At 75.0% G+C, this 22,316-nt stretch carries 24 protein-coding genes; 13 read left to right on the forward strand and 11 right to left on the reverse strand.

What is annotated here, in order from left to right; genetic code table 11:
• On the reverse strand, positions 1-1,296 hold the full coding sequence (locus AA0005_RS01995; protein ID WP_413451755.1) for a D-arabinono-1,4-lactone oxidase: 1,296 nt from the start codon (positions 1,294-1,296) through the stop codon (positions 1-3).
• Positions 1,293-2,444 (reverse strand): alanine racemase, encoded by a 1,152-nt coding sequence (locus tag AA0005_RS02000; RefSeq protein WP_413451756.1) that lies wholly within the window; start codon positions 2,442-2,444, stop codon positions 1,293-1,295. The genes AA0005_RS01995 and AA0005_RS02000 overlap by 4 nt, the downstream gene beginning before the upstream one ends.
• A gap of 101 nt (positions 2,445-2,545) precedes the next feature.
• Between AA0005_RS02000 and AA0005_RS02005 the strand changes: the two genes are divergently transcribed.
• The 4 genes from AA0005_RS02005 to AA0005_RS02020 all read left to right on the forward strand — a co-directional run bounded on the left by AA0005_RS02005 (position 2,546) and on the right by AA0005_RS02020 (position 5,769).
• Positions 2,546-3,466: a PfkB family carbohydrate kinase gene (locus tag AA0005_RS02005; protein WP_413451757.1), complete on the forward strand. Its 921-nt coding sequence runs from the start codon at positions 2,546-2,548 to the stop codon at positions 3,464-3,466.
• A 102-nt stretch (positions 3,467-3,568) separates the two neighbouring features.
• Positions 3,569-4,633 (forward strand): iron-containing redox enzyme family protein, encoded by a 1,065-nt coding sequence (locus tag AA0005_RS02010; RefSeq protein WP_413453051.1) that lies wholly within the window; start codon positions 3,569-3,571, stop codon positions 4,631-4,633.
• An 11-nt stretch (positions 4,634-4,644) separates the two neighbouring features.
• Positions 4,645-4,866, forward strand: coding sequence for a CDGSH iron-sulfur domain-containing protein (locus AA0005_RS02015; protein WP_413451758.1), 222 nt, complete (start codon positions 4,645-4,647; stop codon positions 4,864-4,866).
• A gap of 9 nt (positions 4,867-4,875) precedes the next feature.
• On the forward strand, positions 4,876-5,769 hold the full coding sequence (locus AA0005_RS02020) for a D-hexose-6-phosphate mutarotase (protein ID WP_413451759.1): 894 nt from the start codon (positions 4,876-4,878) through the stop codon (positions 5,767-5,769).
• Between the two features lie 120 nt (positions 5,770-5,889).
• On the opposite strand, the gene AA0005_RS02025 is transcribed toward AA0005_RS02020, so the two are convergent.
• A complete protein-coding gene (locus AA0005_RS02025; RefSeq protein ID WP_413451760.1) occupies positions 5,890-6,465 on the reverse strand; it encodes a helix-turn-helix domain-containing protein in 576 nt (191 codons plus the stop codon).
• Positions 6,466-6,475: 10 nt separating this feature from the next.
• On the opposite strand from AA0005_RS02025, the gene AA0005_RS02030 reads away from it, so the two are divergent.
• Positions 6,476-6,937: a GNAT family N-acetyltransferase gene (locus AA0005_RS02030; protein WP_413451761.1), complete on the forward strand. Its 462-nt coding sequence runs from the start codon at positions 6,476-6,478 to the stop codon at positions 6,935-6,937.
• Between the two features lie 5 nt (positions 6,938-6,942).
• On the opposite strand, the gene AA0005_RS02035 is transcribed toward AA0005_RS02030, so the two are convergent.
• The 5 genes from AA0005_RS02035 to AA0005_RS02055 all read right to left on the reverse strand — a co-directional run bounded on the left by AA0005_RS02035 (position 6,943) and on the right by AA0005_RS02055 (position 10,077).
• Positions 6,943-7,620: a DedA family protein gene (locus AA0005_RS02035; RefSeq protein ID WP_413451762.1), complete on the reverse strand. Its 678-nt coding sequence runs from the start codon at positions 7,618-7,620 to the stop codon at positions 6,943-6,945.
• A 130-nt stretch (positions 7,621-7,750) separates the two neighbouring features.
• A complete protein-coding gene (locus tag AA0005_RS02040) occupies positions 7,751-7,894 on the reverse strand; it encodes a hypothetical protein (protein ID WP_413451763.1) in 144 nt (47 codons plus the stop codon).
• A 31-nt stretch (positions 7,895-7,925) separates the two neighbouring features.
• A complete protein-coding gene (locus AA0005_RS02045) occupies positions 7,926-9,170 on the reverse strand; it encodes an MFS transporter (RefSeq protein ID WP_413451764.1) in 1,245 nt (414 codons plus the stop codon).
• Between the two features lie 119 nt (positions 9,171-9,289).
• Positions 9,290-9,862 (reverse strand): winged helix-turn-helix domain-containing protein, encoded by a 573-nt coding sequence (locus AA0005_RS02050; protein WP_413451765.1) that lies wholly within the window; start codon positions 9,860-9,862, stop codon positions 9,290-9,292.
• 17 nt (positions 9,863-9,879) lie between these two features.
• Positions 9,880-10,077 (reverse strand): hypothetical protein, encoded by a 198-nt coding sequence (locus AA0005_RS02055; RefSeq protein WP_413451766.1) that lies wholly within the window; start codon positions 10,075-10,077, stop codon positions 9,880-9,882.
• An 89-nt stretch (positions 10,078-10,166) separates the two neighbouring features.
• Between AA0005_RS02055 and AA0005_RS02060 the strand changes: the two genes are divergently transcribed.
• Positions 10,167-11,144 (forward strand): helix-turn-helix transcriptional regulator, encoded by a 978-nt coding sequence (locus AA0005_RS02060; protein WP_413451767.1) that lies wholly within the window; start codon positions 10,167-10,169, stop codon positions 11,142-11,144.
• Here the strand turns inward: AA0005_RS02060 and AA0005_RS02065 are convergent.
• Positions 11,105-12,520 carry an Nramp family divalent metal transporter gene (locus AA0005_RS02065; protein ID WP_413451768.1) on the reverse strand — a complete coding sequence of 472 codons (1,416 nt, stop codon included), beginning with the start codon at positions 12,518-12,520 and terminating at the stop codon, positions 11,105-11,107. The genes AA0005_RS02060 and AA0005_RS02065 overlap by 40 nt on opposite strands.
• Positions 12,521-12,624: 104 nt before the next feature.
• Here AA0005_RS02065 and AA0005_RS02070 point away from each other — a divergent pair, with 104 nt between their 5' ends.
• The 5 genes from AA0005_RS02070 (at position 12,625) to AA0005_RS02090 (ending at position 20,265) form a co-directional block, all read left to right on the forward strand.
• Positions 12,625-13,530, forward strand: coding sequence for an EamA family transporter (locus AA0005_RS02070; RefSeq protein WP_413451769.1), 906 nt, complete (start codon positions 12,625-12,627; stop codon positions 13,528-13,530).
• Between the two features lie 95 nt (positions 13,531-13,625).
• Positions 13,626-17,747, forward strand: coding sequence for a S8 family serine peptidase (locus AA0005_RS02075; RefSeq protein ID WP_413451770.1), 4,122 nt, complete (start codon positions 13,626-13,628; stop codon positions 17,745-17,747).
• A gap of 63 nt (positions 17,748-17,810) precedes the next feature.
• Entirely contained in the window at positions 17,811-18,440 is a 630-nt protein-coding gene (locus AA0005_RS02080; protein ID WP_413451771.1) for a hypothetical protein, read from the forward strand.
• A gap of 34 nt (positions 18,441-18,474) precedes the next feature.
• Positions 18,475-19,218 carry a 2,3-bisphosphoglycerate-dependent phosphoglycerate mutase gene (locus AA0005_RS02085; RefSeq protein ID WP_413451772.1) on the forward strand — a complete coding sequence of 248 codons (744 nt, stop codon included), beginning with the start codon at positions 18,475-18,477 and terminating at the stop codon, positions 19,216-19,218.
• Between the two features lie 150 nt (positions 19,219-19,368).
• A complete protein-coding gene (locus AA0005_RS02090; protein ID WP_413451773.1) occupies positions 19,369-20,265 on the forward strand; it encodes a PfkB family carbohydrate kinase in 897 nt (298 codons plus the stop codon).
• Here AA0005_RS02090 and AA0005_RS02095 read toward each other — a convergent pair.
• Complete coding sequence (locus tag AA0005_RS02095) at positions 20,253-20,732, reverse strand: hypothetical protein (protein WP_413451774.1); 480 nt, start codon at positions 20,730-20,732, stop codon at positions 20,253-20,255. The two genes, AA0005_RS02090 and AA0005_RS02095, sit on opposite strands and share 13 nt — an antisense overlap.
• A 141-nt stretch (positions 20,733-20,873) precedes the next feature.
• A complete protein-coding gene (locus AA0005_RS02100) occupies positions 20,874-21,485 on the reverse strand; it encodes a copper resistance protein CopC (RefSeq protein ID WP_413451775.1) in 612 nt (203 codons plus the stop codon).
• A gap of 73 nt (positions 21,486-21,558) precedes the next feature.
• Here AA0005_RS02100 and AA0005_RS02105 point away from each other — a divergent pair, with 73 nt between their 5' ends.
• Both AA0005_RS02105 and crcB read left to right on the forward strand, forming a co-directional pair.
• A complete protein-coding gene (locus tag AA0005_RS02105; protein ID WP_413451776.1) occupies positions 21,559-21,945 on the forward strand; it encodes a fluoride efflux transporter FluC in 387 nt (128 codons plus the stop codon).
• The gene (gene crcB / locus AA0005_RS02110) at positions 21,942-22,316 is read left to right on the forward strand and encodes a fluoride efflux transporter CrcB (RefSeq protein ID WP_413451777.1); all 375 of its coding nucleotides are present in this window, start codon (positions 21,942-21,944) and stop codon (positions 22,314-22,316) included. The genes AA0005_RS02105 and crcB overlap by 4 nt, the downstream gene beginning before the upstream one ends.

Below are 22,316 nucleotides of genomic sequence, written 5' to 3' on the forward strand. Positions count from 1 at the left end.
CTACGCGCCAAGGACCCGCGTGCGGTACCGGTTGGCGAAGACCCGGCCGGGGTCGAGCTCGTCGCGCAGGGCGCGCACCTGCCCCATCCGCGGGTAGCGGGCGGCGAGCGCGGCGGCGTCGAGACCGTGGAGCTTGCCCCAGTGCGGGCGGCCCTCGTGGGCGAGCGCGATCGCCTCGAAGGCGCGGAAGTACTCCCGCGCCGGGGACCGGTGGAACTGGTGGACGGCCACGTACGCCGTCTCCCGTCCGTAGGCCGTCGAGAGCCACACGTCGTCGGCCGCCGCGAAGCGCACCTCGACGGGGAACTGGACCGCGGCGTCGGGCCGCCTGCCCACCCAGGCCCGCAGCCCCGCGAGCACCCCGGGCAGCGCCGCCCGCGGCACCGCGTACTCGCACTCGACGAAGCGCACCCGCCGGCTCGTGGCGAAGACGCGCGCGGAGACGTCGTCGTACTCGCGTCGCGACAGCACACGCGTCGCCAGCCGGTTGAGCCCCGGCACCCACGCCGGGCGGGCGCGTCCCACCTCGTTGACGACGGCGTAGGCCGCGTTGGTCAGCACCTCGTCCTCGAGCACGCGCCGCCACCCGGGCAGCGGGTGCTCCGGCCGCCCGCCCTCCCGGCGGGTGTTCGCCTTGGTGAGGCAGCGCTCGGTGTGGGGGAACCAGTAGAGCTCGTAGTGGTCGTGGGCGGCGACGGCCTCCTCCAGCCCCTCGAGCACCGCGTCCAGCGGCGCGGTCTCCTCGACCGCGTGGAGCGTGAACGCGGGCACGCACCGCAGCGTCACCTCGGTGACGACGCCGAGCGCCCCCAGGCCGACGACGGCGGCCTCCACCGGCGGTCCGGACCCCTCCCCGAGCCGCACGACCTCGCCGTCCCCGCGCACCAGCTCCAGCCCGACCACCTGCGTGGCCAGGCCACCGAAGCGGGCGCCGGTGCCGTGGGTCCCGGTCGACAGCGCCCCGGCGAGGGTCTGCACGTCGATGTCGCCGAGGTTCTCCATCGCCAGGCCGTGCCCGGCGAGGAGCCTGCCGAGTTCACGCAGCCGGGTGCCGGCCCGCACCCGCACCCGTCCGTCCGGCTCGACGGCGACGATTCCGGTCAGCCGGTCCAGCCCCAGCTGGACGTCCCGTGCCTCCGCGACGGGCGTGAAGGAGTGCCCCGCCCCGACCGCCGTCACCCGCCGCCCGGTCGCCGCGGCCCGCCGCACGACCGCCGCCACCTCCGCGGTGTCCCGCGGGAGCACCACCTCCGCCGGGGTCGCCGCCACCGTGCCGGACCAGTTGCGCCACGTCACCCGAAGCTCATCCCCTCACCGCGGTAGGTCGGCACGGAGGCGACGAGGCGGCCGTCGTCGACGACGTGGACGGTCGTCACCCGCTCGAGCTGCTCCCCGGACTTCGCCGGCCGGAACCACACGAGGTCCCCGACGCGCAGGCTCCCGGCCGTGTCGCCGACCACCGGGGTCTGGACCTCCCCGGCGCCCTCGGTGCCGGTGAGCCGCAGCCCGGGCGGGTGGACCGGTCGGGGCAGGCGCGTCGCGCGCGTCGGCCCGGAGGCGACGAAGCCGGTGGAGAAGACGGTCGCCACCCGCGGCGCGGGGCGCCGCACCACCGGCGAGACGAGGAAGAGCGCCGGGGTGGGCCGGAAGGCGCGGTAGCCGTCGAAGAGCGTGGGGCCGAACAGGCCCGAGCCGGCCGTCACCTCCGTGACCTCCGCCGAGCGGCCGTAGAGGTGGAGGCTGCCGGTGCCGCCGACGTTGACGAGCGGCACGTCCACCACGTCCCGCACCGCCGCCACCATCGCGGGACGACGACGGCGCAGCTCGGCCGTCGACGCCGCCTTGACCACCCGCTCGGGCAGGGACGCGTCGGGGACCCCGGCGACCTGCGCGTCATAGCACATCACCCCAACGAGCTCGACGCCGGGGGTGGCAGCGATCCGCCGGGCGGCGACCGCGGCCTGCGCCGGGGTCCGCACCGGCGAGCGGCGCACCCCGAGGTGTGCCGGGCCGAGGCGCAGCGACGCGTCCAGGTCGAGGCAGACCCGCACGGGACGCCGCGGACCCGCGCCCGCTGCGGCGAGGAGCCGGAGGTGGTCGGGGTGGTCGACCATGACCGTGACGCGCTCGCGCAGGACCGGGTCCGCGGCGATCTCGGCGAGCGTGGCGCCGTCCGCGGTCGGGTAGGCGAGCAGCACGTCCTCCCAGCCGTGGCGCGCCAGCCACACCGACTCCGCCGCGGAGTAGGTCATCAGCCGCGTCGCCCCGAGCTCGGTGAGCACCCACCGGCAGCGCACCGACTTCGTCGCCACCCGCACGGGCAGGCCGCCGGCCCGCGCCGCGAGCGCGGCCGCGTTCTCCCGCAGGGCCGTGAGGTCGAGGACGGCGGCCGGCGCGGGCACGTCGACACCGGCCAGCGCGTCGACGAGCCGGGGCGGCAGCATGAGCGGAGGCTACCGGCGCCCGCGCGCTGGCGGAGCCGTTCGGGCTGCCGCACGCTGGCCGGTGGAGCCCGGGTGCACCCGGGCGGGACGAGGGGAGAACGATGGTCGACGTCGTCGTCGCGGGACTGGTCTGCCGGGACCTCGTCGTGAGCGTGGAGGCGCTGCCGGGCAGCGGCTCGGTCCCGGTCGGGACACGCCTCGAGACGCTCGGCGGCGCCGCCAACCAGGCGGTGGGGCTGCGTCAGCTCGGCCTGTCCGCCGGCGTCGTCGGGGTGGTCGGCGAGGACGTCGCCGCGGACCTCGTCCTCGACCAGGCCCGCCGCGACGGGATCGACGTCTCCGCCGTCGTGCGTCGCGCGGGTGGCACGACACCGCTCGTCGTCGGCGTCGTCGAGGCCGACGGCACCCACCGGCTGCTCGAGCACGTGCCCCGCGACTCGCTCCTCACCCCGCAGGACGTGCGTCGCGCCGCCCCGACGATCGGGGCCGCCCGCGCGGTCGTCGCCGACCTCCAGCAGCCCGACGACGCCGTGGTCGAGACCGTCCGTCTCGGCGCCGACGCCGGAGCGCTCGTCCTCCTCGACGGCGCGCCGGAGGAGCGGGCTGCGCTCGACGACGTGTGGCGCGGCGTCTCGGTGCTGCGGGCGGACGCCGAGGAGCTGGGCGCCTACCTCGGCAGCGTCCCGGACGGTGTGGAGGAGGTCGTCGAGGCGGCCCGCGAGCTCGTCGGCGAGGGGCCGGGGCTCGTCGCGCTCGAGGCGGGCGGGGAGGGCAACGTGCTGGCCTGGGACGGCGGCGCGCGCGTCCTCCCGCTCCTCGGCGGGGCGCCGGTGGACGCGACCGGCGGTGGTGACGCCTTCGTCGCCGGGCTGCTGCGCGCGCTCCTCGACGGCGCCGATCCCGAGACCGCCGGCTGGTGGGCGACCGTCTGCGCCGCGCAGACCGTCGCACGGCTCGGTGGGCGCCCGGACCTCGATGCCGCGACCGTCGTCCGCGAGGTCGAGCGCGCCGCCGGGCGCTGAGCGCCCGGAGTGCGGGCCCAGGGGACCGGTGGCAACCTCGTGAGAACCCGGGACGGATCCCGGGAACCCGCGAAGGAGAGCCCACAGGTGAACAGCGCCGTCATGTCGTCCGTCCCCACCACGCCCGCGACGGAGGCACCGGTCCTGCCGGTCACGCCACGCGGCGAGGTGAGCGCGACCCTCCTCGACGTGCTGCTGCGCGGGGCGGACCCCGAGACGCTGGACAACCTCGGCCGCGCCGCCGCCGCGCGCACCACCGACGCCGTGCGTGACGACGACATCCAGCTCACCCTCTTCCTCCTGTACTCCCTCAGCTACGGCACCTTCGAGCAGCTCGGCGCCGAGCACGAGTGGAGCCCCGAGCTCGTGCGCCTGCGCACCGACCTCGAGACCGCCTTCGAGGCGGCGCTGCGCGAGCAGGTCCCCGTGCCGCCCACCCCCGAGCCGACCGTCGCCGCCGTCGCCGAGGCCCTCTTCGCCCTCACCGCCGAGCCGGGCGGCCCCTCGCTGGCCAAGTACGTCGCGAAGCGCGCGACCTACGAACAGGTCGTGGAGATGCTCGTCCAGCGCAGCGTCTACACGCTGCGCGAGGCCGACCCGCACACCTGGGCCATCCCCCGCCTCACCGGTCGCGCCAAGGCCGCGCTCGTGGAGATCCAGGCCGACGAGTACGGCGGCGGGCACCCCGAGCGCGTCCACCAGGCGATCTACGCCCGCACGCTGCGCGGGATGGGGCTGAGCGCCGAGTACGGCACCTACGTCGACCACGTCCCGGCGATCACGCTCGCGTCCTTCAACGTCATGTCGATGTTCGGCCTCAGTCGCCGCTTCCTCGGCGCGATCGTCGGGCACCTGGCCGCCTACGAGATGACCGCCTCGATCCCGTGCCGCCTCTACGCCGACGGCATGCGCCGCCACGGCATCCCCGAGGAGGTCACCCACTACTTCGACGAGCACGTCGAGGCCGACGCCGTCCACGAGCAGATCGCCGCCCGCGACCTCGCCGGCGCGCTCGCCGAGGACCGCCCCGAGCTCACCGCCGACATCATGTTCGGCGCCGCCGCCTGCCTCGCCGTCGACGGCGCGATGGGCGACCACATCCTCCAGGCCTGGAAGGCGGGGGAGTCCTCCCTCGTCCGGCCGCTGACCGACGCCTCGGCCGCGTGAGGGGCTCGGACGTGCGCCGCGACGAGGACGAGGTGACGATCACCGCCTACCCCAACGGCCCGCTGATCGTCCGCGGGAACGCGACGATCCTCGACGTCGAGGGCCGGGCCATGCCCCGCACCCGCAACACGGTGGCGCTGTGCCGCTGCGGGGCCTCGACCATCAAGCCGCTGTGCGACGGCAGCCACAAGCTCGTCGGCTTCTGCACCGAGGAACCGGCGGGGCGCGAGTAGCGTCGCACCATGACCATCCAGCTGCCCGAGTCCGTCACGCTCGCCGAGGGTGATGGGGGCCTGCCCGTGCTGCGGGTGGCCACCGCCGTCGCCACCGGGGAGGTCTACCTCCACGGCGCCCACGTCACCGCGTGGACGCCGGCCGGCGCGGACCCCGTCCTGTGGGTGAGCGGCTCCTCGCGCTTCGTCCCGGGTGAGGCGATCCGCGGCGGCGTGCCGATCTGCTTCCCGTGGTTCGGTGCCGGCCGCGAGCCGGGCCTGGCCCCGCCGCCGCACGGCTTCGCGCGCCTGGCACCGTGGCGGCCCGTCGCCGCCGCGGACGACGACGGCGTGGTCAGGCTGACCCTCGAGCTCACCGACGCCGACATCGCCGACATCCCCGCCGCCGCGGCCTGGCCCCACGCCTTCACCGCCACCTACGCCGTCACCTTCGGCCGCGAGCTCACCCTGGCCCTCACCGTGGAGAACACCGGCGACGCCGAGATCTCCTACGAGGAGGCCCTGCACACCTACCTCGCCGTCGCCGACGCGCGCACGACGACCGTCCAGGGCCTGGACGGCGCGACCTACCTCGACAAGGCGCCCGGCGGTGGGCCGGACCTGGTCACCCAGCGCGGCGACGTCACCTTCACCGCCGAGACCGACCGGGTCTACGACAGCGAGGGGACCGCCGTCGTCGTCGACGAGCCCGGCGGCAGGCGGATCGGGATCGAGAAGGAGGGCTCGGCCCACACCGTGGTGTGGAACCCGTGGGTGGACAAGGCCGCCGCCATGCCCGACTACGGCGGCGACGAGTGGCCGACGATGGTGTGCGTCGAATCCGCCAACGCCCTGGACGCCGCCATCAGCCTCGCGCCCGGCGAGCGGCACACGATGAGCGCGAGCTACACCGTCACCCGGTAGCCCGGCCGGTGCGGCCGGGGGAGAAGGTGACGTTGTGCGGAGGCGTCAGACTGACTCACCGGGTGGATCAATCTGACCCCTCGCGACGAGACCACCCTGTCGGCTCCGGTCGGGGCCTTCTCACCACCACCACGGTGTGGGATCGCCGGGCTTCCTGGGCCTGGGCTTCTTGCCGAAGCGTGTGCCAGGTGGAGGAGTGAACCCCTCGGCCGTCCACTCGGGTTGTGGGCCGCACGCGCCGGTCCCGAGGAACTCGTGCAGGAGCCACCAGCGTGGGCCATCGCCCGCTCGCACCCGTAGACGGTTCACCTGCCGGTTCGCCGGGAAGCGGCGGCCCGAGCGGTCCCGGGCGAGCAGGTCGGTGGTGTCCCAGGCGGTGACCGGCCACCCGTCCGCGTCGACGACGGCGAGTGAGTAGCCGGTCCCGCTGAGCAGGCTCAGGACGGTAGCGAGCGGGGAGGAGCTCGCGGAGCGTTCGATCCGCGCGATCGTCGCCTGCGGGACGCCCGTCCGCTCCGCCAGACCGCGCTGGCTCAGCCGCTGCTCGCGGCGGTAGGCGCGCAGTGCGAGCCCCACCTGCTTCTCGACAGAGACCGGGTCCGCTGGCTGCATGAGCTCTCCCACGGCGCCCACGATGCAGCGACCGCGACGGGCGCGGCGGCCGGCCGGGCGGGTGCTGGGGACACGGGTGGGCACACTGGCTCCTGTGAGGAAGCGAGAGGACCGGCCGCCCGTGGAGGTGCGGGAGGCGGCGCCGGACGCGGTGCCCTTGCTCGAGCGTGCCCTGCCCGGCAACCACGCCCAGCAGCTGGCCAACGCCGAGGCAGGCCGGCGGAGCTTCCTCATCGCGTGGTGCGGCGGGGAGCCGGTGGGCACCGCCGTCGTCCGCTGGACCGGGGTGCCCGTCGCGGGGCACGGACCAGTCCCGGAGATCGGCTCGCTCGAGGTCGTGCCCGACCGGCGCGGCGAGGGGATCGGCAGCCGGCTCCTCGCCGCGGCGGAGGAGCGGGTGCGGGAGCGGGGCGAGAGTGCGGCAGCGGTCGTCGTCGCCGAGGACAACGTCGGGGCGCGGCGGCTGTACGAGCGCCTCGGCTACCGCGACACCGGGACCCGGCGGGCCGTCGCCGGGAGCGCTCCCGGGCTGCTGCTCGTGCGAAAGCTGGGCTGACGGGCTCAGCGGGCCGGCTCGAGAGCCGGGTGTCGCACCGCCGCGTCCGGGCAGGTGTCGGCCGCGGCGGCGAGCAGCTCGGCGCGCAGCCGCACCCGGCGGCGCAGGACGAGCAGCCCGGCGGTGAGGATGATCGCCGCGAGCACCACCCAGCCGAGGCGGCCGAGGGAGGTGGCGACCGCCGGCAGCGCCTGCCCGGCGAGGCCGCCCGCGCCCAGCCACAGGGCGGCCCACACGAGGCTGCCGGTGACCGAGCCGGCGAGGAAGCGGCCGTAGCGCATCCGGGCGGCTCCCGCCGCGGCGGGCATGAGGGTGCGCACGAGCGGCAGCAGCCGGCTCACGACCAGGGCGCTCGCGCCGCGGCGCCTGGCCAGCCGCGCCGCGCCGTCCCAGTGCGTGGTGCCGACCCGGCGCACGACGCGGGACTCGCGCAGCCGAGCGCCGTACCGGCGCCCCACGACGTAGCCGATGTGGTCGGCCAGCGAGGCGGCCACCGTGACGACGACGAGCGCGAGCAGGACCTGCACCGGTGTCCGGGCGGCCGCGCCGAGGACGAGCACACCGAGCTCACCGGGCACGAGGACGCCCAGGCCGAGCGCGGACTCGGCCAGGGCGAGCAGGGCGCCGAGGGCGAGGAGCGCGGGGCTGAAGGCCTCGGGCAGCGCGGTGATGAGGTCCGGCATGGTTCCAGCGAATCGTGGACGGGAGACGGTCGGTATCCGGTGTCACCCTGGTCCGACCCTGGGGGCGTCTCAGGGTGGGTCGGGGACGGGTGCCCAGCCTTCCGGCGGGGCGGGGGTCCGGGCAACGGATTTAGCGGCGGCGGCGGCCGGGCCAGCCGAGGGTCGTCCGCGGCTTGCGGGGCCGGCTCGGGGCGAGGTGCTGGAGGAGAGCAAAGTCGGCCATCGTCTGCCCGGTGTTCCGGGCGGCGAGGTCGTGCAGCAGGTGCGGGTCCATGGTGATCTCCTTCGGGCGGTGGCTGCTCTGGTCAGCTGGTGCGGCGCGCAGCGCGCAGGGCGAGGGCGCCGCCGGCCAGGGTGGCGGCGACGGTGAGGGCGACGAGGATGCGGTAGTCGACGGCGCCGACGACGGTCGCGCCGACCGTCGTCGCGAGGGTCTGGGGCAGGGTGAGGGCGACGTTGGTCGCGGCGGCGACGCGCCCCTGCAGGCGGGCGGGGGTCAGGCGCTGCCGGGCGGTGACGAAGGCGACGATCGCCCACGGCACCCCGAGGCCGACGAGGGCCAGGCCGAGCACGGCGAGCCCCAGCCCCACGGTGCCGGGCAGGTCGAGCGTGCCGACGAGGACGAAGGGCAGCATCCCGGCGGCCAGGACGCTCAGCCCCAGCGCCACCGCCCGCGGCTCTCCGAGGCGGCCGAGCAGCCGCGCGGCGGTGAGCCCGCCGATGACGGCGCCGACGCCCTGGACGCTGACGAGCACCCCGAGCAGGGCGGCGTCCACGCCCAGCCCCTGCTCCATGAAGGGGAAGACGGCGACGTTGGTCAGCCCGGAGGCGCCCATGGCGACGGCGAGCGCGAGCGTGAGCGCCCCGAGTGGTCGGGTGCCCAGGAGGTGGCGCAGGCCGCCGGTGAGCTCGGTCCAGAACGCTCCCTCGGCCGGCGGTGCGGGCGTCTCCGTCACCTCGACGCGGCTGAGCAGCAGGGCCGTCACGGCGAAGCAGGCCGCGGTCACGGCGACGACGGCGCGCGGGCCGGCCGCGACGTAGAGCGCGGTCCCGACGAGCGGGGACAGCAGGCGGAAGGCCTGGTCCACGGTGCTGAGGAAGCCGTTGCCCCCGGCGAGCTCGTCGTCGTCGAGCAGGTCACGCACGAGGCCCGACTGGGCGGAGGCGGTGACGAAGCCCATGGCGCCGTAGACGACGGTGACGGCGTAGACGAGCCACACGTCGTCGGCGTCGCGGACGAGCACGAGGGTGAGGACGACCGCCACCATGACGGCGTTGCCCACGGCCAGCAGGCCCTTGCGGGAGACACGGTCGGCGAGCTGGCCGATGAACGGCGCGACGAGCGTCGGCAGGCCGAGGGCGACGAAGACGAAGCCCGCGGCGCCGTCCGAGCCGGTCAGCTCCTTCACCCACACCGCGAGCATGAGGTAGAGCGCGCTGTCGGCGACGTTCGTGAAGACCCAGGCGCCGGCCAGCTGGCGGAAGCCGCGCTTGCGGAGCGCCGCGGGGCCGCGCCGGGGGCTGCGGTTGGGGGTGACGGTCTCGGCCATGGCCACGAGGCTAGACGCTAAAGGAACCTTGCACAAGGGTTCTTTAGGAAGAGATCTTGCGCAGCGCGAACGGGCATGGCAGAGCCGCTCCCCCCCGCGGGGGAGGGCGCGCCCGGACGTCAGGCGTCGGGCGCCTCGGAGTGGATCGCGGAGAGCACGCGCACCCGGCGGGCACCCTCCGGGCGCAGGGCGGGGTCGTCGCGGTCCTCGAAGCGACCCAGCAGTGCGTGGATCTGGTCGGCGACCTCCGCGGCCTCCTCGGCGGTGGCCCAGAAGCTGCCGTGCATCAGCCGGGTGGCGTCGAGCCACTCGGGCGGCTCCTCACCGAGCCGCTCGACGGCGGCCCACAGCTCCTGGGCGCGCTGCTGGAAGGTGAGCCGGGCGAGCTCGACGGTCGCCTGGACGGAGCCGGGGACCTCGGGATCGACCGTCGTCGCGTACCCCCCGCCGGACACCGTGCGCCAGGGCTTCTCGCGGCCTCTCGCCTCGGCACGCTCGATGAAGCCGTACTTCTCGAGCATCCGCAGGTGGAAGGAGCAGCTGGCCACGGACTCGCCGGTGAGCTCGGCGCACTGGGTGGCCGTCAGCTCCCCTCGCTCCCCGAGGAGGTCGAGCAGTCGCAGGCGCAGCGGGTGGGACAACGCACGGATGCGCTCGGGCTCGTTGATGAGCTGCTGCTCGCGCGCTGCCATGTGCTCACCTTAGGCCGCTACCGGGTGACGAGGGCGACGGCGGTGAGCGTGGGGGCGGCCAGGCCGAGGGTCGTGCTCACGGCCAGGGTGGCGCGGTGCCGGCGGGCGGGGGAGCGGCGCGCGCGGTCGGCCGGGACCCGCTGGCGGCGGGTGAAGTCGTCGAGCGTGCTGCCGACGCTGTGGGCGGCGAAGCTGTCGAGCAGGTGCGGTTCCATGGGACTGTCCCTCCGGGCGATTCGGGCAGTTCCCACGCTAGGAGCCGTACCGGACACGGAGTGTCCGCTGCTCCCGCCATGATGTGGCCGTGGACTCCTCCCGGCGCATGCTCGAGCTGCTCAGCCTCCTCCAGCTGCGCCGCGAGTGGTCCGGCAGCGAGCTCGCCGAGCGCCTCGGGGTCAGCGACCGCACCCTGCGGCGCGACGTCGACAAGCTGCGCGAGCTCGACTACCCGGTCCACGCCGTCAAGGGCAAGGGCGGCGGCTACCGGCTGGGCGACGGCGGCCGGCTCCCGCCGCTGCAGTTCCTCTCCGACGAGGCCGTCGCGGCCGCGATCGCACTGACGACGGCGGCCAGCAGCAACGTCCACGGGGTGGGTGAGGCGGCGCAGCGAGCACTGGGCAAGCTCGAGCACGTGCTGCCCTCGCGGCTGCGGGCCCGTGTCGAGCGGCTCGGGGCGAGCGTCGTCCACCTCCCGGGACCCGCCGTCGTCGAGCCCGAGGTGCTCATGACCGTCGCCGGCGCGTGCCGCGACCACGTGTGCCTGCGCTTCGACTACGTCAGCGGTGACGGGACGGAGTCGCTGCGCGAGGTCGAGCCCTACGGCCTGGTCACGTGGAGCGGCCGCTGGTACCTCGTCGCCTGGGACCTCCACCGGGAGGACTGGCGCACCTTCCGCGTCGACCGCCTCCACCCGCGCATCCCCCTCGGCCGCCGCTTCACGCCGCGTGAGCTGCCCGGCGACGACGCCGGCTCCTACCTCCTCGGGCGGGTGCGCGACCTGTGGCAGGAGAAGGCCGTCGTCCTCGTCCGCGAGCCGGCCGACAGCGAGGTCATGCGGCGCTGGGCGGCCGAGGGTGAGGTCCGGCCCGTCGATGCGACGAGCTGCCGCTTGCTCCTCGACGGCGACAGCGTCCAGTGGCTCGCCGCCGCCCTCGCCCAGCTCGAGGCCGAGTTCGTCGTCGAGTCGCCCGAGGCGCTGCGCCGCTACCTCCTCGAGGTGTCGGGCCGGCTGGCCCGCGCCGCTCAGACGGACACGAGCCCGGTGGCGCTCAGCGCCGAGTAGACGCCGAGGAGGAGGATCGCCACGCCGCTGACGGCGAGCGCCGTCGCCGCGAAGCGCCCGCCGCGCAGCTCCGGCTCGACGTACCTGGACCGCAGGTACCACGCGGCGACGGCGACCGCCGCGAGGAAGATACCGCCGGCGACCCCGCCGATGAGGATCATGACGAAGGGCGAGGAGATCCACAGGTAGGTGAGCAGCCAGACCACGGGCAGCGCGACGATGAAGACCCGCATCCAGGCGTTCCGCTTCCGGGCGTCGGTCCAGTCGTAGACCCCGACGATGCTCAGCGCGTTGGCCCACGAGCGGGACCACGAGGGGACGGCTGCCCAGATCGTCGAGCCGAGCGCGGCGAGGGCGCCGACCAGGTAGAGGACCCGGCCCCACTCGCCGAGCACGCTCGCGTAGGTCTGCGAGAGCACCTCGATCATGTCGTTGCCCTCGGGCACCAGGCCCTGGGGGTGGAGCACGGCGGCGCCCATGACGTAGAAGGACATCGTGCTCACCGTGTAGATCACCCACGCGACCAGGGCGTCCTTCTGCATGACGGCGATCCACCCGCGGGCCCGCCGGCGGTACTCCGCGGAGCCGTCGTTGGGGCCCGACCAGCGGGCGTAGCCCTTCTCAAGGCACCAGTAGGTGTAGGCGGTGATCTCCTCCGAGCCCACCCCGGTGAGGCCGAACATCGCGACGGCGACGCCGATCGCCCCGGCGGGCAGGGAGAGCGAGAGCCCCGAGGCGAGGTCGCCGCCGGAGTAGGCGTACTCGGTGGCCGGCAGGCCCAGGGCGATGACGAGCGTGACGACGACGAAGGTCATGGTGAGGAAGACCGCGACCTTCTCGATGAGCCCGTACCTGTTGGAGTACAGCGTGACGACGGCGAGGACGGTCACGACGACGGCCCAGATGGTCAGCGACGTCGCCTCGAGCGGGCCGGAGCCGATCGGCAGGAGGATGCTCAGGGCGGCCGCCATGCCGCCGATGAGACCGCCGGTCTGGATGAGCTTGGAGACGGCCATGAGGGCCCACATGACGAAGACCCAGCCGATGTTCCCCACGCGCGGCGGGACACGGGTGTAGCCCTCCATCCCGCCGAGGCCGGTGACGATCGAGTACCGCGCCATCTCGACCTGGACGGCGACCTTGACCAGCGTGGAGAAGATGACGAGCCACAGGAGGACGAAGCCCGCCTCGGCGCCCAGGGCGGTCGCGGTGATGAGCTCGCCGGCGCCGACGATCGAGGCCGAGACGATGAGCCCGGGACCGAAGAAGCGCAGCGACCCGCGCCAGGTCGTCGGGGGCTCACGGACGCCGTCCCGGTCGAGCCGGTAGGGGTCGCCCACGACCACCGACGCCTCCGGCGCTGCCCTGTCCGCCATGACACCTCCCCGTCCTGCCTGCCGCCACTGTAGGACCGGGCACCGACACCCGCTCCTCGCGCCCACGGACCGGCCGCGGCACGTGCGCGGAGTACGGTGCAGCGGTGAGTGAGTCGCGCCGTCCCCTGCTCCCCGGACCGGCCGCCCCGCTCGTGCTCGGTGCCGCCGTCTCGGTCCAGTTCGGCTCGGCCGTCGCCGCGCTCGTCTTCCCGGCGGCCGGCCCGTCCGGTGTCGTCGCCCTGCGCTTCGCCTTCGCGGCCCTCATCCTCCTCACCGTCCTGCGGCCCGCGCTGCGCGGCCGGAGCAGGGCGGACTGGGGCCTCGTCGTCGCCTTCGGGCTGGCGATGGTCGCGATGAACAGCCTGCTGTACCACGCGATCGACCGGATCCCGCTGGGCCCGGCGGTCACGCTCGAGGTCCTCGGCCCGCTCACGCTCTACGTCGTCCTCGGGCGCCGGCTGCGCAACCTCGTCTGGGCGGTCCTCGCGCTCGCGGGGGTCGCGGCGCTGGGCGGTGGGAGCGTCGCCGGCCTGGACCCGCTCGGGGTGGCGCTCGCCCTGGGGGCGGCCGCCGCCTGGGCGGCCTACGTCGTCCTCGGGGCGCGGGTCGCACGCGCCTTCACCGGCGCGCAGGGACTGGCCCTGGCGCTCGCGGTGGGCTCCGTCGTCGCGGTCCCGCTCGGGCTGGCCACCACGGGCAGCGCCCTCCTCGAGCCGCGCGTCCTCGCCCTCGGCGCCGCCGTCGCGCTGCTCTCCTCGGTCGTCCCCTACTCCCTCGAGATGGCCGCGATGCGGCGGGTCACGGCCGGGAACTTCGCGGTCATGATGAGCCTCTACCCGGTCATCGCGGCGCTCGCCGGCTGGCTCGTCCTGGGCCAGCGGCTGGGCCGGCTCGAGCTCCTCGGCATCGTCCTCGTCGCGGTCGCGACCGCCGGGGCGACGAGCGGCGCACGCCCGACGACGCCCCGGCCGAGCGAGGACGGCACCCCGGATCCTCCCTCCGCTGGGTGACGATGTCGGCGCCGGGCGCTAGCGTGTCCCACGCCACCAGCCCGGTGCTCCCGTGACACGGCTGTCACGGGTGGACACGACGAAATGAGCTGACGATGCGTCGAAAGACCGCCGCCACCAGTGCCCTCGTCCTCGGAGCGGTCGGGGTGTTCGGGGCCGTCCCGGCAGGAGCCGATCCCGCCGCCCCCGCACCCCCCGAGCCGCTCCCCGGACTCGAGGTCACCGGGAAGGTCGGGCAGACCCTCCAGCAGGCCGCGGGGGACGTCACCGCCTTCGTCCAGCTCGCCGCGCCCTCCGCGCTCGACGTCGTCGAGTCCGGCGGCTCGCCCGCCGAGGCCGGCGCGGCCGTCGAGGAGGTCGAGGACCTCGCCGCGGACGTCGTCCCCGCCCAGGCTGGTGCCCGCGCCCGCAGCGCCGGCCCGCAGCGCCTGTCGGTGACGAGCAACCTCGTCGCCGGCACCATCGTCACCGGCGAGGCCGCGCAGGTGCGTGAGCTGGCCGAGTCCGACGACGTCGTCGCCGTCAAGCTCGTCACGCTCAAGGAGCCGAACAACAAGAACGTCGACGTCCTCACCCGCGCCGCGGAGGTCTGGGAGTCCTACGGCAGCACCGGTGAGGGCATCCGCATGGGCATCATCGACACCGGTGTCGACTACACCCACGCGGCCTTCGGCGGCCCGGGCACCGAGGATGCCTACGCGGCCGCCTACGGCGAGGACGGCACCGGCCCGATCCCCGAGGGCCTGTTCGACGACGCGAAGTTCCTCGGCGGCTGGGACTTCGCCGGACCCACCTACGACGCGTCCGGCACCATCCCGGGCGGCACGCTCGTCCCGCAGCCCGACGCCAACCCGATCGACGCCCACCACACCGGCGGGGGCGGCCACGGCTCGCACGTCGCCGGCACCGCTGCCGGCTACGGCGTCACCGCCGACGGCGAGACCTTCCGCGGCGACTACGGCGACGTCGGTGACATCAGCGACTGGCGCGTCGGGCCCGGCTCGGCCCCCGAGGCCGGTATCTACGCGCTCAAGGTCTTCGGTGACATCGGCGGCTCCACGGGCGTGACCATCAACGCGCTGGAGTGGGCGGCCGACCCGGACGGCGACCTCGACTTCTCCGACCGCCTCGACGTCATCAACCTCTCCCTCGGCGCCTCCACCGCGCCGGTCGACGACCCGGAGAACCTCTTCGTCAACCGCCTCGCCGACCTCGGCACCATGTCGGTCATGTCCGCCGGCAACTCCGGTGACGCCACCGATGTCGGCGGCTCACCGGGCAACTCCGGCGCCGCGCTCGCCGTGGCCAACTCCGTGGCCGACGTCATGGTCTTCGACGCCGTCGAGGTCGTCGACGCCGCCGACGAGTCGCTCGTCGGGCTGCACGCGGCCCAGAACACCCAGAGCTACACGGGCGGTGAGGACGTCGAGGCGCCCGTCGTCTACCTCGGCGAGGGCGTCGACGGCTGCACGCCGCTCACCGAGTACGCCGACCGGATCGCCGGCAACATCGTGTGGCTGGACTGGGACGACAACGACGCCACCCGTGCGTGCGGCAGCGGCGCGCGGTGGAGCAACGCCACGGCGGCCGGCGCCGCCGGTGTGCTCATCGGGACGGAGAGCCCGATCTTCACCGCGGGCATCGCGGGCGACACGGCCACCCCGGGAGCGCAGCTCACCTCGCGGGTCACCGACCTGCTTCTCCCGGAGATCGCGGCCGGGACGCTCACCGTGCGCCTCGGCCCGTCCTACCGGGACGCCGCCCTCACCCGGGACGAGACGGTCGCCGACATGCTCAACCCCGGCTCGTCGCGCGGCGCCCACGGCTCGCTCGGCGTCGTCAAGCCCGACGTCGCCGCACCCGGCACCCGCATCTCCTCCGCCGCGTCCGGCACCGGCACGATGCCGACGACGCTCACCGGGACGTCCATGGCCTCCCCGCACGTCGCCGGCATCGCCGCGCTCGTCCGGGAGACGCACCCCACGTGGACGCCGCAGCAGGTCAAGGCCGTCATCATGAACACGGCCACCCACCCCGTCTTCTCCCGGCAGGGCCCGGAGGGGCCGGTGTACGGCCCGGAGCGGGTGGGTGCCGGCCGCGTCGACGCCCTCGACGCGGTGGGCAACGAGATCATCGCCTACGACGCCGACGCGCCGGAGAACGTCACGGTGGCCTTCGGTGTCGTCGACGTCGCCGACGAGACCGTCCAGCTCACCCGGACGGTGACCGTCGAGAGCCTCGGCCGCCGGGCCTCGGGCGACTTCACCACCGGCTTCGAGGCGGCGAGCACGATGGGCGGCGCCACGATCACCACGAGCCCCTCGCGGATCCAGGTCCGTCCCGGGCGCACCGAGACGGTGACCGTCACCCTGACCGTCGACCCCGAGACCCTCGAGCGGACCATCGACCCGACGTCCGACCCCGACTCCGGTCTCGGTGTCCCACGCGAGTTCGTCGCGGCTCTATCCGGGCAGCTCGTCCTGAGCCCACGCGGCTCCGGGGAGGAGCTCCACGTCCCGGTCCACGCGGCGCCGCGGCTCGTCTCCGACCTCACGGCCGAGCCGGTGGACTTCGCCTCGGCCGAGGAGCTCACCGCCCCGCTGGAGATCAGCGGCCGGCACGTCGACTCCGGCGGCTGGACCTCCCTCGTGTCGGTGCTCGAGCTCATGGCGACGAGCCCGCAGCTCCCCGACAGCGACCCCAGCGCGACGTCCCCGACCCAGGTCGCGGCCGGTGACATCCGGTACGTCGGGGCGATGTCGACGGCGCCGCGGTTAGCGGAGGCCGGCTACGACCCGACCGACGGCTACCTCGGCATCGGCATCGCCGTGCAGGGGCAGTGGCCGACGCTGGGCACCACCACGGTCCCGGTCATCGACACGGACGTCGACGGGGACGGCACGCCCGACCTCCAGACGGCGGTCCAGAAGGTCAACGAGGAGACCGACGTGACGATCGCCTACACCTACGACTACTGGACCGGGCAGCCCTACTCGCAGAGCGCGGTCAACGGCACGTGGGGGGACGTCGACTCGACGGTCTACGACAACAACGTCCTCGTCGCGCCGATCCCGCTCAGCCTCTTCCAGCCCGGCACCGTGCCCACCTTCAGCGTGTGGACCTTCTCGCAGTACGCCCCGAACGGCCTCAACGCCGTCGACGGTGTCGGGCCCTTCACCTACGACCCCTTTGCCCCGGACCTGTGGACCACGGGCGGGCCGTTCAACGACGTCGTCGTGCCCTCGGGCACCGACATCACCCTCCACCGCTCGCCGGAGGCCGGGACCGACGTCGGGCCGCTGCTCGTCCTGCACACCCACAACGCCGACGGCGCCCGGGCGCAGGTCGTCGACGTCACCGTCCCCGAGGTGGTGGCCGCCCCGACGACGACCACCCTCAGCGTCGACGGCGAGCCGGCCGTCGGCTCCGAGCTCACCCTCACCGCCGCGGTCGAGCCGGCGCAGGCCACCGGCACCGTGACCTTCCGCGACGGGGACACCGAGCTCGCGACGGCGGCCGTCGAGGGCGGGACGGCCAGTGCCGTCGTCACCCTCGGTGCCGGCAGCCACTCCCTCAGCGCCGCCTTCACGCCGGACACACCCCAGTGGGAGGCCTCGGTCTCCGAGCCGGTCACGGTCGAGGTCGGCCAGGCGACCTCGACGACGTCGCTGCGCCTGTCGCGCACCCTCACCACCTACGGGAGCGAGACGACGGCGACCGTGACGGTCGAGGCCACGGGGGCGGCGCCGTCGGGCGCGGTGGAGCTGCACCGCGACGGGGAGGTCGTCGCCAGCGGCGAGCTGGCGGACGGCACCGCCACGCTCACCCTGCCGCGTGACCTCGCGGCAGGTGCGCACCGGCTCACCGCCGTCTACGCCGGTGGGCCGGACGTGGCCGGCTCGACGAGCCGCGCCGCCACCTACGTCGTCCTGCCCGCGCTGCCGCGCGTCGACATCGACGCCGAGTCCCGCGTCCCGCGCGGCAGCTCCCCGGAGATCGACGTCGCGGTCCTCGGCCGCGGTGGTGCGCCGGCCCCCACCGGCACGGTGGCCGTCACCTCCGGCTTCCGGGTCGTCGACCGTGTCGCGCTCGACGAGGACGGGTCGGTGACGGTCCAGCTGCCGCCGGTCCGCCTCCTCATGCTCGTCACGGCGACCTACAGCGGTGATGCCGGGTACCTCCCCGGTCTCGACATCGCCACCATCACCGCCCGCTGACGCCGCGCCCCCTGAACCCGGCAAATGCCGGGTTCAGGGGGCGAGGCGCGCTAGCGTCGGGTCATGAGCGACGGCGACTTCGAGTTCGAGCGGAAGTTCTTCGTCCCCGAGCTGCCCGCTGCGGCGCTGCGGGAGCCCCACCCCGCCCTCATCGTGCAGAGCTACTTCCTCGCGGCCGACGGCTACGCCCTGCGCATCCGCCTCCAGGGCCCCGCGCCGGCCGGCTCGCTGCCCACGTGGGGAGACGAGCGCGAGCTCCTCGAGGCCGCCGCGGACACCTTCACCTTCTGCGCGCTCACCGCGAAGGGCCCGTACGTCGGCGGCACCCGCTACGAGGCCGAGCGCGAGCTCGACGTCACCGCCGGCCTGGCGATGGTCCGCCTCGGCGGGGACCTCGTGGCCAAGCTGCGCTACTCGCTGTGGCTCGGCAGCGACGGCTGGGTCATCGACTCCTTCCTCGGCCGCAACGAGCCGCTCGTCGTCGCCGAGTGCGAGCGCGGTGGCCCGGTCACCGACCTCACCATCCCCGACTTCTGCGTCAGCGAGGTCACCGACGACCCCCGCTTCGCCAACGACGCACTCGCCACGAGCCCCTACAGCCACTGGAGCGCCGCCTACGGCCGCGAGCTCCAGGCGAACGGGCCCCGCTTCCTCACCGAGTTCGGGCACAACGAGCTGGGCCTGTCGACCTGAGAGGTCCGCGCCGGCGCGTGACAGGGTGGGGACCGTGACCACCGGATCCCTCATGCTCCTGCGCCACGGCGAGAGCGCCGCCAACGCCCTGGGCCTGTTCACCGGGATCCTCGACGTCGGCCTAACGCCGCGCGGCGAGCGGAGCTGTCACGAGGCCGCCGCCCGGGTGCACGCGACCGGCTGGCGGCCCGACCTCGTCCTGGCCTCGGAGCTGCACCGCTCCTGGCACACCGCCGACATCGTCTCCGGGGTCGTCGGCGGCGAGGTGCTGCGCGACTGGCGGCTCAACGAGCGCAGCTACGGCGCGCTCACCGGCTTCGGCAAGAGCGAGGTCGCCGAGCGCTACGGGCAGGAGCTCTACCTCCACTGGCGCCGGTCCTTCGACGGCCGGCCCGACCCGCTGCCCGAGCACACCATGCGGCTGTGGCGCTCGCTGCCGCCCTTCGCCGGACTGCCGCCGGAGGCGGTGGCCGCCACCGAGTCCCTCGCCGACGTCGTCGAGCGGGTGCGCCCCCTGTGGGAGGGCAGGCTGACGCAGGCACTGCGGGAGGGACGGCGCGTGCTCGTCGTCGCCCACGGCAACTCGCTGCGGGCCCTGTGCGCACTCCTCGACGACCTCGGGCCGGAGGAGCTGCGCGAGCTCAACCTGCCCAACGCCCGCCCCCTCCTCTACGAGATGGGGCCGGACGTGCGTCCGCTCGTGCGCGGCGGGCGCTACCTCGACCCGCGGCTGGCGGCCGAGGAGGCCGCCGAGATCGCCGCCCAGGGCGGTACCTGAGGCTTACCGCCGCATCCGACTCCCGGAACGCCGGCGTCCGCCCTCCGGTACCCACGATCGTCCCTCCGTCCGAGGTGCAGGGCCCGGGCGGCGGGCTACGCTCGGACGGGGCGGGTTCCGCAGGGTGGCGGCGACCGATAGGGGGAAACCATGAGAGTGGTCGTGGTCGGCATGGCCTATGCCGTCGTCACGCTGCCCGTCGAGGACTTCCCGGTGCCCTACCGGGCGGTGCGCGACGTCCCGATCACCGCGTCGGTCGGGGGCTCGGGCTTCACCACGGCCCGGACCTTGGCGGCCCTCGGGGACGAGGTCTATCTCGCGGCGCCGCTCGGGGAGGACGCCGAGGCCGCGGCCGTCGACGCCGCGGCGTACCGCTACGCGGTGAACTCGGCGATGTGCCCGCGCTCCCTAGCCCGCTCCCCGCGTGCCGTCGTGCTCGAGGGCGGAGGACGGCGGCAGATCAGCCGCGACCTGGGCGAGGCACGGACCGCGCACGTCGAGCTCGACCTCGGGGCGCTTGCCACCTCTGACCTCGTCATGGTCGACGGCGTGCTCCCGACGGCGGCGCTCATCTCCTCCGCGCAGGCCACCGGCGTGCCGGTGGCGGCCGCGCTCGGCACGGTCGCGGCCCCGCCGCGCCTCGAGCAGCAGCCCTACCTCGCCGCGGACCTCCTCGTCATGGGGCACTGCCCGGACACCGGGCCCGACGGTGAGGTGGAGCTGCTGCACGCCTGGCGCCGTCGCTCAGGGGCGCGGCTCGTCGTCCTCACGCTCGGGGCCCGGGGCGCCATCGGGCTCGCGGGGGACGGCGGGGAGCTCCTGCACGTCCCGGCGCGCGACCTGGGAGCGGGGAGCCGGCCGGCGGGCCTGGGCGCCACCTATGCCGCGACCCTCGCGCACTACGTCTTCGCGCGCGGTTGGGACGCGCGCACCGCGATGGAGTACGCGGCGACCGCTGCCGCCTGGCGGATCGCCCACCCCGAGGATGCCGACGGGCTGGGGGAGGAGGACCTGGAGGCGGCAGCGGCGGGTGCTCAGCCCTCGTAGCCGGCGTCGGCGCAGGCGGTCTCGACCTCGGCCTGCGCGGACTCCGAGCCGGCGACGTCGATCTGGGCGAGGTCGGGGAAGGGGAAGTCACCCGTCTCCGGGTCCGCCTCAGCGCGGGCCGCGTTGTAGGCCGCGACAGTCTCGGTGAACGGGGCGTTGACGTCCTCGAGAAGGCCGGCGATCTCGGTCGGGGCGTCCTCGCCGAGCTCGGTGATGCGCTGCTCGAGCGCGTTGACCTCGGTGTAGGTGGCGCCGTCGACGACCTCGCCGCCCGTGAGGGCGGTGCGGGCGGCCTCGGCACGCTCGGCCAGCGGCGTGCCCGTGCCCTCGTAGAAGGACTCGCAGGTGACCTGCTCGGGGCTGAGGGACTCGGTGGCGGCCGGGCTCGACTCGTCGTCGGAGGTGCTGGAGCCGCAGGCGGTGAGGCCGAGGAGGAGGACGGCGGGGAGGATGAGTCGACGTGTCATGCCAGACACGTTAAGCCTGGCTCCGGCCCCTGCCGGCGGCCCGGCCCGATGGTCGTCAGAGGCTCAGAAGGCCGCACTTCCGCGGTTTCGCGGCACGACGCATGGTCGCCGCGCGCCGTCGTCAGCCGTCGGAGATCTTGCTCACAGGCGGTCGCCGCGCTGCCTGCGGAGCATGACGACGACGAGGGCGGCGAGCGCGCCGACCGCCGCCACCGCGATGGCGACCTTGGACCAGGTGGGCAGCCCGGCCAGCCCGGAGCCCTCGTCGGCCGGCTCGCTCGTGGCGGCAGGCTCGCTCTCCTCGGCGGCGGGCTCGCTCACGGGAGCGGCCGGCTCGGCAGGTGCCGTCGTGGCCGGCGCCGCCTGCTCGGCGACGGTGAAGGGGATGACGCCCTCGATGGGGTGGCCGTCGCTGGAGGCGACTCGCCAGCGCACCTCGAGCTCACCGGCGGGCAGCGGTGTGTCGAGCGGGAGGACCACGTCGGTCCCCTCGAGCGTCCCCGTCCCCTCGGCGAGCGTGGTGCCCTGGGCGTCGACGACGGTGATGACCGAGCCGACCTCGAGCGGGGGGTTGTTGAAGCTCAGCGTGACCGCCTCCGGCGGCGCCTCGAGCACCGCGCCCTCGGCGGGGTCGGACGCGACGAGCATGTCGTGCGCCTGCGCCGCCGTGCCGAGCCCGAGCGCGCCCACGAGGACGAGCAGACCGAGCAGGACGGAGCGGGAACGGCGACGGACGGCGGCGAACGTGGTCATGGCCCCATGCTAGGCAAAGGACGGCGGCGCCCGTCGGGGCCCCACCGCGCCTACGATCGGCGCGGAGGTGGTGATGGAGCAGCTGGACGTGCGCTCGGTGGGCGTGGTGGCCCTCGGTGGGGCGGTGGGGGCGCTGGCCCGGCACCTGCTCGTCGGCGGCGCTCACGCGTGGGCGGTGACGCTGGCGGTCAACGTCGCCGGCGCCTTCCTCCTCGGCCTCCTCCTCGAGCGACTCGCCCGCCGCGACCCCGCGAGCACCCGGCGGCTGCGCTTGCTCCTCGGCACCGGCGCGCTGGGCGGCTTCACGACCTACTCGGGCATCGCCGTCGAGGTCCTCACCCGCCTCGACGACGGGCACTGGGCGGCTGGCGCCGGCTACGGCCTGGGCACCGTGGTGGCCGGCCTGGTCGCGTGCGGGCTGGGCGTGGTCGTCGGATCGCGGCGGGCGGCGGCACGGTGACCCTCCTCCTCGTCGCGCTCGGCGGTGGTCTCGGCGCCGCGGGCCGGTACGTCGTGGACTCCGTGCTGCCCTCCGGTGACGCGGACCGGGTGCCCCGTGGCACGACCGCCGTCAACCTCAGCGGCAGCCTGCTGGCGGGCGTCCTCGTGGGGGCCCTCGCCGCCGGGGCGCTCGACCCGCGGGCCTACGCCGTCGTCCTGGCCGGCTTCTGCGGCGGGTACACGACCTTCTCGACGGCGAGCCTCGAGGCGGTGCGCCTGCTCCAGCGCGGGCGTCACTGGCGGGCAGCCGGGTACGCGCTCGGCAGCCTGCTCGGCACGGTTGCGGCGGCGGCGCTCGGTGCCTGGGCCGCCGTCGTCGTGGTCGGCTGA

The organism is Georgenia phoenicis, assembly GCF_047302425.1.
GTDB lineage: Bacteria > Actinomycetota > Actinomycetes > Actinomycetales > Actinomycetaceae > Oceanitalea.